15 protein-coding genes and 1 tRNA gene are annotated in these 13,797 nt (G+C 28.2%); all 16 read left to right on the top strand.

The window, feature by feature from the left end; all coding sequences use genetic code 11:
• Positions 1 to 2: 2 nt before the first annotated feature.
• The 16 genes from Q0881_RS12880 to Q0881_RS12805 all read left to right on the top strand — a co-directional run bounded on the left by Q0881_RS12880 (position 3) and on the right by Q0881_RS12805 (position 13,528).
• Complete coding sequence (locus Q0881_RS12880; protein WP_299160951.1) at positions 3 to 743, top strand: cell division protein FtsQ; 741 nt, start codon at positions 3 to 5, stop codon at positions 741 to 743.
• Positions 730 to 2,070 carry a cell division protein FtsA gene (gene ftsA / locus Q0881_RS12875; RefSeq protein ID WP_299160949.1) on the top strand — a complete coding sequence of 447 codons (1,341 nt, stop codon included), beginning with the start codon at positions 730 to 732 and terminating at the stop codon, positions 2,068 to 2,070. Before Q0881_RS12880 ends, ftsA begins: the two co-directional genes overlap by 14 nt.
• An 88-nt stretch (positions 2,071 to 2,158) precedes the next feature.
• Entirely contained in the window at positions 2,159 to 4,030 is a 1,872-nt protein-coding gene (gene ftsZ / locus Q0881_RS12870; RefSeq protein ID WP_299160946.1) for a cell division protein FtsZ, read from the top strand.
• 69 nt (positions 4,031 to 4,099) lie between these two features.
• Entirely contained in the window at positions 4,100 to 4,546 is a 447-nt protein-coding gene (locus Q0881_RS12865) for a GatB/YqeY domain-containing protein (RefSeq protein WP_299160943.1), read from the top strand.
• Between the two features lie 8 nt (positions 4,547 to 4,554).
• Positions 4,555 to 4,628 (top strand) — tRNA-Arg (locus Q0881_RS12860).
• A gap of 97 nt (positions 4,629 to 4,725) precedes the next feature.
• Entirely contained in the window at positions 4,726 to 5,922 is a 1,197-nt protein-coding gene (locus tag Q0881_RS12855) for a site-specific integrase (protein ID WP_299160940.1), read from the top strand.
• Positions 5,923 to 6,429: 507 nt separating this feature from the next.
• A complete protein-coding gene (locus tag Q0881_RS12850; protein ID WP_299160937.1) occupies positions 6,430 to 6,591 on the top strand; it encodes a hypothetical protein in 162 nt (53 codons plus the stop codon).
• Positions 6,578 to 7,171: an ABC-three component system protein gene (locus tag Q0881_RS12845; protein WP_299160934.1), complete on the top strand. Its 594-nt coding sequence runs from the start codon at positions 6,578 to 6,580 to the stop codon at positions 7,169 to 7,171. Before Q0881_RS12850 ends, Q0881_RS12845 begins: the two co-directional genes overlap by 14 nt.
• Entirely contained in the window at positions 7,158 to 7,667 is a 510-nt protein-coding gene (locus Q0881_RS12840) for an ABC-three component system middle component 5 (RefSeq protein WP_299160929.1), read from the top strand. The genes Q0881_RS12845 and Q0881_RS12840 overlap by 14 nt, the downstream gene beginning before the upstream one ends.
• Complete coding sequence (locus Q0881_RS12835; RefSeq protein ID WP_299160927.1) at positions 7,657 to 9,564, top strand: hypothetical protein; 1,908 nt, start codon at positions 7,657 to 7,659, stop codon at positions 9,562 to 9,564. The genes Q0881_RS12840 and Q0881_RS12835 overlap by 11 nt, the downstream gene beginning before the upstream one ends.
• A gap of 18 nt (positions 9,565 to 9,582) precedes the next feature.
• Positions 9,583 to 9,786: a hypothetical protein gene (locus Q0881_RS12830; protein WP_299160924.1), complete on the top strand. Its 204-nt coding sequence runs from the start codon at positions 9,583 to 9,585 to the stop codon at positions 9,784 to 9,786.
• Positions 9,787 to 9,788: 2 nt separating this feature from the next.
• Positions 9,789 to 10,814 (top strand): PIN domain-containing protein, encoded by a 1,026-nt coding sequence (locus Q0881_RS12825; protein ID WP_299160922.1) that lies wholly within the window; start codon positions 9,789 to 9,791, stop codon positions 10,812 to 10,814.
• Positions 10,815 to 11,288: 474 nt separating this feature from the next.
• Positions 11,289 to 11,582 carry a hypothetical protein gene (locus tag Q0881_RS12820; protein ID WP_299160920.1) on the top strand — a complete coding sequence of 98 codons (294 nt, stop codon included), beginning with the start codon at positions 11,289 to 11,291 and terminating at the stop codon, positions 11,580 to 11,582.
• 37 nt (positions 11,583 to 11,619) lie between these two features.
• On the top strand, positions 11,620 to 12,063 hold the full coding sequence (locus Q0881_RS12815) for a hypothetical protein (RefSeq protein ID WP_299160918.1): 444 nt from the start codon (positions 11,620 to 11,622) through the stop codon (positions 12,061 to 12,063).
• Positions 12,064 to 12,099: 36 nt separating this feature from the next.
• Entirely contained in the window at positions 12,100 to 12,693 is a 594-nt protein-coding gene (locus tag Q0881_RS12810; protein ID WP_299160915.1) for a hypothetical protein, read from the top strand.
• Positions 12,694 to 12,763: 70 nt separating this feature from the next.
• On the top strand, positions 12,764 to 13,528 hold the full coding sequence (locus Q0881_RS12805; protein ID WP_299160912.1) for an abortive infection system antitoxin AbiGi family protein: 765 nt from the start codon (positions 12,764 to 12,766) through the stop codon (positions 13,526 to 13,528).
• Positions 13,529 to 13,797: the final 269 nt, after the last annotated feature.

Raw genomic sequence — 13,797 nt, 5'->3', positions numbered from 1 at the left:
GTATGAAAAAAGTAATAACATATTTATCTTTTTTCTTCTTGCTGATGTTTTTTGGCTTTTTGTATGGTTTTACTACTAGCAAAAACGGTGGTAAAAAGGTGAAAAATACTGTGGTCGAGTTTGAGGCAGGAGATAATAACTTTTTGACGCACAGTATAGTTGATAAATTGTTAATACAAAATAAAGAATTTGTTAAAAACCAACCAAAAAGAGTAGTAGATTTACACTTTCTAGAAACTAATGTAAGGGCGAATCCATATGTAGAAAAAGCTTCGGTTTTTTTAACAGTAGATGGAGTGTTGAAAACTGTGATAAAACAGCGAAAACCAATAGCTCGAATTGTTGATAAAGATAAATCTTTTTATGTTGATAATTTTGGTGTTAAAATACCATTATCAACAAATTTTTCAGCAAGAGTACCGTTAGTTTCAGGAATGGGGGAGTCTGAGGATATCAAAGAACTAATAACGTTAATAAAAGTAATTGAAAGGAATGATTTTTTAACAAAAGAAATCATTGCAATTCAAAAAAATGCTCAAAATGAATATGTATTTACGGTTCGTAGCGGTAATTATAAAGTGATTTTTGGCAAGCTGAAAGATATAGATATAAAGTTTAAAAAACTGATGGCATTTTACAATAAAGCCTTAGTTGATAAAACGATTAAAAAATATAAGACAATAAATGTAAAATACCACAACCAAGTTGTGTGCACAAAACAAAATCAAGATGGAAAACAATAAAATTGCAGTTGGTTTAGATATTGGTACAACCAAAATTGTTGCCATGATTGGTCGTAAAAACGAATATGGTAAATTGGAGGTTTTAGGTATAGGTAAAGCTAAAAGTTTAGGTGTAAAACGAGGTGTGGTAAATAACATAACACAAACAATTCATTCAATTCAACAAGCAATTGATGAAGCCCAAAGTGTTTCTGGACAACAAATAGAAAATGTTGTAGTAGGTATAGCAGGGCAACACATTAGAAGTTTACATCATAGTGATTATATCACAAGAGAAAAATCAGATGAAGTAATAAATGAAGATGATATAGAAAACTTAGTAGGTCAAGTACATAAATTAGTAATGCTTCCAGGTGAAGAAATAATTCATGTTTTACCACAAGAGTTTAAAGTAGATAGTCAGCCAGAAATAAAAGAACCTATAGGGATGTATGGGGGGCGATTAGAAGCAAATTTTCATGTAGTAGTAGGACAAGTTTCTTCAATTAGAAATATTGGACGTTGTGTGAAAAGTGCAGGGTTGAGTTTGTCAGACATAACATTAGAACCTTTAGCATCAGCTTCGGCAGTTTTGAGTCAAGAAGAAAAAGAAGCAGGAGTTGCTTTAATTGATATAGGAGGAGGAACAACAGATTTAGCAATTTTCAAGGATGGAATTATTCGCCATACGGCAGTAATTCCTTTTGGAGGGAATGTAATTACGGAAGACATAAAAGAAGGTTGTTCCATAATTGAAAAACAAGCAGAGCTATTAAAAATTAAGTTTGGTTCAGCATGGCCTGGAGAGAATAAAGAAACAGAAATTGTATCGATTCCAGGATTAAGAGGAAGAGAACCGAAAGAGATAACGTTAAAGAATTTATCTAAAATAATACATGCAAGAGTACAAGAAATTATAGAGCATGTATATTTAGAAATAAAAAATTACGGGCACGAAACTCAAAAGGGAAAACTAATTGCTGGTATTGTTTTAACAGGAGGAGGATCTCAGTTAAAGCATTTGCGACAGTTAGTTGAATATATTACAGGAATGGATGTTCGTATAGGATATCCAAATGAGCATTTAGCTGGAGATTCAGAAGAGGCTTTATCAAGTCCATCATATGCAACAGCTGTAGGTTTGTTAATGGAAGGATTGCAAAAGGAATCTTGCGAAGTAGAATATGAGGTTGAAGAAGAACAGATAAATGATGAACCAGAGGAAATTGAAGAAAAGGAAGTTTTGAAAGAAGTAAAAGAGAGCGAGTATAAAACAAAAGAAAAGTCTAAATCGTTTTTTGAAAAATTTACGGAAAGATTCAAAGAATTTTTAGACAACGCAGAATAGAATAGTTAAATATATAGTAAAAATTACTCCTATTTATCCCCTAAAGAGGAGTGTAAAATGAATAAGAATTAATTAAAGAAAAGTTATTATGAGCACAGAATTCAATAACATTTCATTCGACATGCCAAAAACACAATCGAATGCCATTAAAGTAATTGGTGTTGGTGGGGGAGGAAGTAATGCAGTAAACCACATGTTTAGTAAACAAATTCACGGAGTAGATTTCGTAATTTGTAATACTGATGCACAAGCACTAGAAAATAGTCCAATTCCTAATAAAATTCAATTAGGAGCACATTTAACCTCAGGGTTAGGAGCTGGGGCAAATCCAGAGGTTGGAGCACAAGCAGCTGCTGAAAGTATCCAAGAAATTCAGCAGATGTTAAGCACGCATACTAAGATGGTTTTTATAACTGCTGGTATGGGAGGTGGTACTGGAACTGGAGCAGCTCCTATTATTGCTAAAATAGCAAAGGATATGGATATTTTAACGGTAGGAATCGTTACAATGCCATTTCAGTTTGAAGGGAGAATGCGCTCAAAACAAGCTCAAAAAGGAATTGATGAATTACGTGATAATGTAGATTCCTTAATTGTAATTAATAACAATAAATTACGTGAAGTATACGGGAATTTAGGTTTTAAAGCAGGTTTCTCTAAAGCTGATGAAGTTTTAGCTACAGCTGCAAAAGGTATTGCAGAGGTAATAACACATCACTATAAACAAAATATCGATTTACATGATGCAAAAACGGTACTATCAAATAGTGGTACTGCAATTATGGGGTCGGCTAAAGAAACAGGGGCAAACCGTGCTAAAAATGCCATTGTTAAAGCTTTAGATTCTCCATTATTAAATGACAATAAAATTACAGGAGCTAAGAATGTATTGTTGTTAATTGTTTCAGGAGCAAATGAAGTAACTTTAGATGAAATAGGAGAAATTAACGATTATATTCAAACTGAAGCAGGTTATGATGCAAACATCATAATGGGTATAGGTGAAGATGAATTGTTAGAGGATGGTATAGCAGTAACTATTGTAGCAACTGGATTTACAGCAGATCAACAAGGTACAATAACAAATACAGAAGTAAAGAAAATTGTTCATACTTTAGAAGATGAGCAAAAAGCTACTTATAATTTTGGTGAAAAGAAAATAGAAACTGCGCCAAGTATAAATGAACCTTTAACTATAAAACCTACAAATAACAAGGTTGTGCATGTTTTAGAGGAAGAAGAAGAAAAGCCAAAGTTTAATTTAGTACCTACTACAGAAGTAATAAAAAGCATTAATGTTGTATATGATGAAATCGCTTTAGAAAAAATATCAGAAGATGATTTTATTATAACAAATATAACAGAACAAAAAATTGAACAAAAGGAAGTTGTAAAACTGCAACAGCCAATTCAACAAGACTTATTGTTCGATTTGCCATTGAATTCTTATGAAGAAGTTACTCCTACAACTCGTTTAGTAGAAACTACAAATGAGATAAAAAACATAGAGGTAGTAGCAGAAGATATAAAGTCGCATCAAGTAGAGAAGCGTTATGTGCTAGATGATTTTGATGTGCAACCAACTATAGGGAAGAGTTCTACGCCAGTTATAAAAGAAGAAATTGAAGAAGAATTGCAATTTGAAGTAACAAACAAAGTGCAAGAAAAGATTAATGATATAGAAACAACGAGTGAAGAAGTTTCTCCATTAAGTTTAACCATTTCTGAATTGCAAAAAAGAGCGCAAGAAAGACGTGAAAAAATGAAAGGCTTTAATTATAAGTTTAACGATCAGGTTAGTAAAAATATAGATGATATTGAAAAGCAACCAGCTTATAAGAGACTTGGTGTTGATATTGATTCAGGTTCAGATATTAGTAAATCAGATACAGCGTTAAATACTGATAATAATGACATATCACGTACGAATAATTCATTTTTACACGATAACGTAGATTAATTAAATAATAAAATATATTTTTAAATTCCCGAATTTTTCGGGAATTTTTTAATAATAAAAATAATAACTATGAGTTTGCAAAAACAAGTAATGGATAAAATGAAAGAAGCTATGAAATCTAAAGATACAGTAGCCTTAACAGCCTTAAGAGCATTAAAGTCAGCTTTTATGTTATCCAATACAGAAGTAGGAGCAGGAGAAATGTCGGAAGCAGAAGAATTGAAAATTATACAGAAACAGGTAAAACAGCGAAAAGATAGTGCAGCTGTTTTTTCAGAGCAAGGGAGAGAAGATTTAGCTGAACCTGAATTAGCAGAAGCAGCCGTGTTAGAGCAATTCTTACCAGAAGCATTATCTGAAGAAGAAATAGAACAAGTTGTAAAGGTAGTCATAGAAAAAGTTGGAGCGGAAGGAATGAAAGATATGGGTAAAGTAATGGGAATTGTATCTAAGCAATTAGCAGGAAAAGCCGATGGTAAAGCTATATCAACTATAGTGCGTAAAAACTTAGTTTAAATATTGTAGGCCCAGTAGTTCAACTGGATAGAATATCAGATTTCGGCTCTGACGGTTAGAGGTTCGAATCCTCTCTGGGTCACTATAGATAATTGTTGTTTTTTATCGGTTTTTTGATTTGTAGTTAAAACGCTGTAAAGCAAAAGGTTTTGTTACTTTTGTTTAATATTGAAAATAACATGAGAAATATACATAATGTAAAAAACGTCCCAATAGACGGCCCAAAAAAGTCGAGTGGGAAGTTTACTTGTAAGATTGTAGCTAAAAACGATTACATAAGGGCTGATGGAACTTGCGCTTTATATGTTCAAATTTTTATTGAGGGGAAAAGAAAAAGACTTCCTTTAAATATTTACATAAAACCTAAAATGTTTGATTCTAAAAAGCAGCAAGTACGAGGTAATTCCCAAATAGCAAAAGATTATAATTTGATTATTGGTAAAAAGCTATCAGATATTAATAAGATAGCTATTAGTTATAGGTTGAGTGATTCATATTTAACTTTAGATAAATTAGTAGAGGATTTAACCAATCCTACTTCAAAAACTGATTTTATAAAGTTTTATGAAGATGAATTAAAAAAGCAAAAAAATATTATTGAAGATAGTACTCATGCGCAACAAGAGTCAACTTTGCGTAAGATAAAAAAGTTTAAGAGTAGGATTTTTTTTCAAGATATTACTGAAGATTTAATAAAAGAATTTAAATCTTATTGTAAAAAGACATTAAAAAACCAAGACAATACTATTTCAACAGCTTTAAAAAATTTAAAGAAATACTTACATATAGCTAATAAAAAAGGAATAAAAACACCTTTAAATTACTCTGAAATTGTTGTAAAGAGATTTAAATCAAATAGAGTTTTTTTAGATGAACAAGAGTTGAAAACACTTTTTGAATATAGAGAAAGTAAATTTGTTCCAGATGATTATAAAAATGTTTTAGACCGATTTCTTTTTTCTTGTTTTACTGGTTTGAGGATATCAGATATTCAAAGATTAACAACAGAAAATATAGTTGGAGATTATTTAGCTTTTAAAATTCAAAAAACTAAGAAATTTCATAAAATTAAACTCAATAATACATCAAAAATCTTTATTAATGATGAAACCTTGTTTAAAGGAAAATATTACGATCAAGATATTAATGAAATATTAAAAGAGATAGCTAAGAACGCTGGAGTACAAAAGCACTTAACTTTTCATGTAGCTAGACATACTTTTGCAACAAATTTTTTGATAAAAGGAGGTAGGGTAGAAAATTTACAAAAAATATTAGGACATTCTATGATAACTGAGACTATGATTTATGTTCATATAGTAGATAATTTATTGAATGATGAAATTTCTAATCTAGATAATATTCTTTTAAAGTAAAAGATTTAGCTCGTTAATAAAATATTTTTTAAAAATCTGTACTTATTGTACTCTTGTTGAATAAAAATAAAAAAAGCGCTGATTTTCAGTGTGTTTATGTAGGTATAAACATGAGTATAATACTAAAATAAATTTGTTATATAGTACTCTTTGGGGCGTGGGGTTTTGTTCTCATGTATAAAAAAAGCCTCGCTCTCCTTTATATATAGTTTTATATTCTGTAATGTATAGTATTAATAGTCTGTTGAGATTTTGTTGTAAGGTGGTTTAAAAACTATAAATTATACAAGAGGATTTTAACCTAATTAAAAATAGGGTAAAACCTTACTTATGGTACGGTTTTACATTATTTTATTTAGTGTTTTTAGTTTAATATTGAAAATTAAAAAAAACAATCTTATAATTTATTAATATATTAAGGTACAGGGCAGAGTATGTGAAGCCTTTATTTTAGATGTTTTTATTTTATACTACAAATAAAAATTATATATGAATATTTCTAACAATTTGACAGAAATTATATTAGCAGTTATAGTACTGATTGGGGCTGGAGCATTTATTACTGTCTCTATTAAAAATAAGTCTAAAAACAAACAAAGTAACATTAAAATAGGAAGAGATGGAGATGTTGTTGGTGGAGACAAGAAAATGAAGAATGTTAAAAAGTAATAAAACACAATCTGAGATTTCAATTGGAAGAGATGGAGATGTTGTTGGTGGGAATAAATATGTAAAAAATGAATTTATCAATAATAACTACAGAACAAGATTAAGTAGATTATTTGAGGCTTTGATAGCTGAAGTTAATGATGAAACAAAACTAGAGGATGTTTGTGAAGAATTAAATAGATACCTTGTTGATAAGGATATTATTGGGTTAGAACAAAAACTTACTGATGGCGGTTTTTCTCAAAATTTCATTTCAGACGCAAGTGAACAAAAAGAGATGTTTGCAAAGAAAATGTATAAATTTAGGAATTATGAATCTGCACAATTTATATATGTAGAGTTATTAGCAGTTATTAAAACTACTTTTTTAGACTTAATTTTTCCTTTAATAGAAGAGGAAGTTAGTAAAAAAGAAATTCTTCAATCCGTAAGAGAAAAAATAATTGAACCGATTAATGAACGCTTAAATAAAGAAGGAGCTGAAGATACTATCTTAAACTTAAACTCAGAAGAAATAAGAGGTATGGTTTATTATTTAACTGGACGTTGTCACATTAAATGGAATTATGATAATATATAATCAAGCTTTTGATATTTATCACACAATTTTTAGAATTGCTTCTCTATTAAATAGGTTTTCTGGTGAAAGTTTAGAAATAGAAAGAATTAGAATTTGGGATTTTTATTTAACCTTTCCACAAGAGGTCTCTAAGATTAGATTTGGGGTTAAATCAGAAGATAGAATAATTAAAAATTTGTTTCCATCAAAAGAAAACCCATACCAGGCAATAATGAACCCTAATAAGTTATTTGTCAGGATGCAGCCTTACCAACTCAATGCAATAAAAACACTTGCTTCTTACGGTGTCATTAATAAAGATTATCTAATTGCTAATAGAATTACAAACGTTGATAAAAAAACTTTAAGCTTATTAATAAAGGATTTGCGAGAAAATACTGATAGAGAAGATAATATAATAAAAATAATGACATCCTACTTTTATTTTATGCCATTGTATGGAAAGAATGGTTTAAAGGATAGAACAAATTTACTAGAATTTAGATATGACATTTAATAAATTATTTCTTAAAAGGTTAAGAGTCTTAACTTATACTGGATTAGTAGCTTATGATGAAAAATATAGAAAAGGTGTAAATATTATTAGAGGTGATAATAGTAGTGGGAAATCTACTGTCACCTATTTTATATTTTATGCATTAGGTGGAGTTATTAAGAATTGGACGACTGAAGCATTAAAATGTAATGAGGTTTGGGCTGAAGTTGAATTAAATGGAATAATAGTAACGATAAAAAGGTTTGTAAGAGAATCTGGAAACCAACCCATGTACATTTACTGGGGAAATATGAATGATGCCAGTAAAGTTACTAAAGAGGGGCAATGGTATAAGTATTCTTATAATTCTCAAGATGATAAAAAGAGTTTTTCAAATATGTTGTTCGACAACTTAGGTATTCCAATGGTTTATGGAGATAATAATATTACAATGCATCAATTATTAAGGTTAATGTATATAGATCAGGAATCTCCTACGAGTTCTCTTTTTGTGTATGAGCAATTTGATTCAGGACTAACGAGACAAACTGTATCAGAATTGTTGTTAGGTGTATATGATTCAGATTTATATTCGGATAGGATAGAAAGAAGAATTACTGAAAAAAAAGTTATAGAACTTGAAAGCGATTTAAACGGTATGAGAAAAGTATATGATGATTTAAAAAACCTTAACAAGGCCTTTATTAATACTTTAATAGCAAATGTTGAAATTGAGAAAGAAGAAATTGAGATTGAAATTTTACAATTAAAAGAGGGTAAAAAAAGAGTTGTTTTTAGAAAAGATAGTAAGTTAAATTTTCAGAAAATTAATCAAAACATTCATAGTCAGAGAAATAAAATAAATGAACTTGATGATTTAATCACAAGAACCAAATATGAAATTAACGATTCTGAAAGTTTTATTGAAATGCTTGAACAAAAAAAGAATGCAATAGAAAATTCTATTGCTACAAGAAAGTATTTTAAAAACTTTCCTTTTCAATATTGTCCAGAGTGTCTATCTGAACTTGAGTTACCACAGGAAAACCATTGTAAATTATGTAAGCAAAAAATTGATGAACAGAGTAGTGGTGTTATTGCTAAAAGAATGCTACAAGAGCTTTCTTTTCAGATATTAGAATCCAAAAAATTGAAAAAAAAGAGGAATAGTTTTTTAATAAACGAAAAAGCTAAATGGGAATCGGAGCTTTTGAAACTAAATCTATTACAAAAGCAAGTCAATGAATCTTTAAAAGATGTAAAATCTTTTAGGGAAGAAAAAATAGATGATTTATTGATTAAGAAAGGTGAAAATGAAGGTTTACATTTACAATATTTAACTATGTTGGAAATGGCTGAAAAATATGACTTACTTCAAAAAGAAAAAAAAGAAAATGAGATAAAAAAGAATAGATTAAAAGATTCTATTGTTATTAGAGAAAAGGAACAAGAAGAGCTAAAAAATAAAATAAATTTAAAAGTAGAAAGTTTTGCTTTAGATTTATTAAAAAAAGATTTAAATAGAGAAGATGGTTTTAAAGAAGCCAAAAATTTGAAAATTAATTATTATGACAATTCAATCTATGTTGATGATGAGAAAAAGAGATTTTCAGCTAGTTCTAATTTTTATTTAAAAAATACCGCAAGATTTTCTTTGTTTTTTTCAAGTCTTTTAATATCTCAAATGAGATACCCAAGATTCATTTTATGTGATAATATGGAAGATAAAGGTATAGAAAAAGGTAGAGCTCAAAATTTTCAAAGACTGATTATAAAAACCGCTGAAAAATTTAAAGACGACGACTATCAAATAATTTATACAACATCTTTTATACCAGATGAACTTGAAGGTAGTCATTATTGTATTGGAGAATACTATACTGAAGAGAATAAAAATAAATCCTTAAAATATGTTTAAGGCACACAAAAAATTAACATGACTTCAAATTATATTTTTGATAAAGAGAAATTACCTATCATAAATCAAGCAATTAGAGATTTTGAACCTGAAAATTCAGCAACAATACATACTAGATTAAATCACATTAGAGTTGGTGACGAAGCGAAAATTCGATTGACACTTACTGCTGATGAAAAAATAATCATTGATTTTGTCAAGTTTGTCAATTCATACTTTTAATCATGGTGAAACTTTTAATTGATACTTGTGTTTGGTTGGATATTTCCAAAACAACAAAAGGGGAGAAGGTTTTAGATCTTTTATATGAATTTATTGAAAGAGATGAGGTTGCTTTAATTATTCCAGAAATCATCACACAAGAATTTGACAGAAACAAAGACCGTATAATTGTCGATGCTGGAAAAAGTCTTTCAAGTCATTTCAATAAAGTAAAAGAAATGGTAGTTGAACACGGAGACCAAGATTTGAAGGATAGTGTTTTATCTCAATTAAATGACATAAACCACAAAATTCCATCTTTGGGAGAAAATGCTTTTAATTCAATCCAAAGAATTGAAGAGCTGTTTGAGAAATCTGAAAAACTAATTTTGACTGACGAAATTAAATTAAGGGCAACTCAGCGGGCAATAGATAAGAAAGCTCCTTTTCATTTATCAAAAAACAGTATTGGAGATGCTATAATTATTGAAACATTTTCAGATTATAAGGCTCGAAATCAAGCTCAAGAATTTAAATTAATATTTGTTACTCATAATAAGAATGACTTTAGTCTTAAAAAAGGAAATCATAAATTACCACATGAGGATTTAGAAGAAATTTTTGATTCTTCAAAGGCACAGTACTTTATTAATCTTCCCGAAGCTTTGAATTCAATAAATAGTGAACTGGTAGAAGATATTGAATTTGAAAATGATTGGGAATTTGAGGCAAGAAGTTTTAGTGAAATTATGGTAATTGAAAGAGAACTTGAACAAAAAATATGGTATAATCGACATCAAATAAGAGTTCAAATGATTAAGCAAGGAAAAATAAAATTAATTGAACGTGAAGACTTTGATATTGGAACAGTAAATAGTACAATTGTAAAAAATATTTGGGAAGGAGCTTTAGAGTCTGCGAAAAAAGTAGAAGAAAAATACGGAGTTGAAAATCTGCATTGGGATGATTTTGAATGGGGGATGATTAATGGAAAATTGTCTGCGTTAAGATGGGCTATTGGAGATGATTGGGATAATTTAGACACTTAGAACGAGAAAAAATGCAATAATTAATTATCTTTCCGTAACGATGGAAAGTGTATGCTACTTTTAAGCACAAAAAGCTATAGTTTTTAAACCATCTTGCAACAAAAACTCAACAGTTTGCAACAAAACGCAACAAAATATATTTAAGGATAATAGTACGCTAACTATTATAAATACTGGGTTCTTAAAAAATGTTACAACAAAAGTGCAACAGTTTGCAACAAGGTGCAACAAACAGCAACAAAGTGCAACAGAATGTTTTCTAGAGGTTACTTATAACTATAGTTTCAAAAAAGATTAATGATCAAAAGAATAGAAATTAATAATATTCTTATTAAGAATAAAACACCTTTTCTAAGGTGTTTTTTTATGTTTTTTAAATATAGGGTAAAACCTTACTTATTGTAAGGGAAAACCGTAAAGATAATATTAAGACTTTTTTAGTTTTGTACTTTGATAAATAAAAAAAACAATTTTATGACGTTTAATGAGATCCAAGATAAGTACGAATTCTCAATTTTTTTTGATGGAGTTTCGTTTCCAAAAAAAATTGAAGTAAAATGTAAATTAAAAACTACGCAAAAAGAAGTTCAAGGGAGGTTTATAGAATATAATAAAGAGCAATGGATTGAAGAATTAAAAACAAAAATTGTTATTGAATTGTTTCATGAAGTAGTTATGAAGTTTACAGAAGATATAATTGTTAAAGGTTTTCCTAATTTGGAAGGAGTAATTAGCGATAAACAAATAAAGTTATTAATTGGTTTATAGAGTTATTTAAATAACTCTATAAACTTTAAAATAAATTATGACACAGAATTTTGATTTCTCCGATGTTACTAAAGTTAGAAAATCACTTCTAGTTACAAGTTTGATTGGTATATTTTATAAGTATGTTGTAAGCCATTCAGAAGGTTTTATTTCATTTTTAGGATTTAAAATACCTGTTAAAGATGCAAATGATATTTCTCATTTAATTGGATATTTACTAATCTTTTTCATAATTGCTTTCTTTATTAGGTTAAGTAAAGAAAATTTAGATAAAGCATATGAAGAATTTGAAAAATATAAGAATAGTGTAAGTACTTTGATTCCTTCTCGTTCAAAAAAGCCTACATATATGGCTAAGGTAGAACCAAAAATGCCTAGTGGCTGGAGAATATCATTAATTAAGTTTTTTGTAAAATCTTTAGACTTATATTTCCCTGTACTTTTAAGTACTTATGTTAGTGTTTGGGTATTATTTTATTAAAAAGGGTTATTGATTTAAAAAAAGAACAAGATAGATATGAATGAAGTAGATAAATGGTATGATATAGTAATTAAAAATTGGGCACAAATAACGGTACTTTTAGGGGTGTTAGGAAGTGTATTAAAAGTAATTTCAAGCTGGAGTATAAAGAAAAAAGAGATTTCTTATTCTAAATTACAAGAAAATAGATTGTTGGAAATTAGGAGTTTTTATAAAAGTTATCAAACTTTAAAAAATTCATTAGAAAGGTTTTTGAATCAGACTGAATTTGGGTTACATGATCATAAAATTTTAAATGATATTGCAAAAACAATAAAGAATAATTTTATTGATTTTGAATTTAAATGTATGACACTAAAGTTGTTTATTGAAATGGAAGATATTGAAACTATTGATGAAATTATAAGTAGCTGTAATGATATTGATAAAGGCGTGAATAGATTTCATATTTATAAAAACAGTCATAATCCACCAGAAGGATGGGATAATTTAGATGAATTAAGAACGGAAATTAATAATGGGACTTTGCCAACATCTATAAAAAAAATTGAAACTAATTTTAGAAGGAATTTTTATTTAAAGAATAAAACAAACTGGTTTAAAAATTTATTTAAAAAGATTAAAAAATAATATGGGATTATCATCAGATACACTTATATAGCAGACAAGTTTTAAAAGTTTAAAAAGCATAATTTCAGAAATGAAATTTAGAGTTAGTTTTAGTAAAGAAGATTTTTATATTGGTGAACCTGAATATACAGAATATTTTTATGAACATATTTTTCCAATGATAAGTTTTTCTGAGATACCAATTTCATCAATACATAATCATTTATATAGGTATGGTGATTGTATTATTGGTATTGATCTAAATTGGGCTATAGAAAATGGTTGTAATCAAGTTCATTATTGTCAGCAAGCTTCTATTATTACAGAGTCGTTATTTACCACATATCATCATTACAATGATTTAATACTAGGAAATGAAGTTTTAAATACACCTCTTTATGAAGAACGGAAAAGAAGTTTTGAGCATTTAGAATATCAGATGGCTTTTACTAAAAATTATAAAGGAAAAGTTGTTTCAGTGAATTATAAAAATGATAATTACATATTTGCTGAAGAAAAAGAGTGGAGATTTGTTCCTTTTAATGATTCAGAAGATAGTCCTTTGTCATTGGAGCCAAAAAAATTTGAAGAAAATAAAGAAGAATATCAAAATAAAATTAGGGAAAATGGGCTTGAGTTTGGTTTGTCTGATATAAACTATTTAGTAGTTGAAACAGATGAACAAAAGATAGAGATTAGAAACATGATTATTGATTTAAATAAAGATATTCATATAAATATATTTACGAATAAAGAAATTTTAAACCGTTTTTTAGGCTATAAAAATTCATCAATAAAAGAATATAAATTGAATGAAGAAATTAAATTATTAAAAAATAATTTAGTGAATAAATAAAATGGCAAGATATTCAAAATAAAGAAAGATTAGGTGTTAATAAAGTAGAATGTTGCAACAGTTTGCAACAAAACTGTTCCAAAATATTTTAAAGAGGAATCTATGTAAACTACTATAAATACTAGGCTTCTCAAACTGTTGCAACAAAAAATAAACAGTATTAAAAATAAAAAAACACCCAAAGATTGAGTAGAAAAATTGCTATGAAAAAGAACTTATGACGTCTCGATAAAACTGTACAATTATACTACTTGTAATTCTATAATTAT

Origin of the sequence: uncultured Tenacibaculum sp. (assembly GCF_947494125.1) — a bacterium.
GTDB lineage: Bacteria > Bacteroidota > Bacteroidia > Flavobacteriales > Flavobacteriaceae > Polaribacter.
Note: the sequence above shows the minus strand (reverse complement) of the source record. Positions and strands in the feature narration are given on the sequence as shown.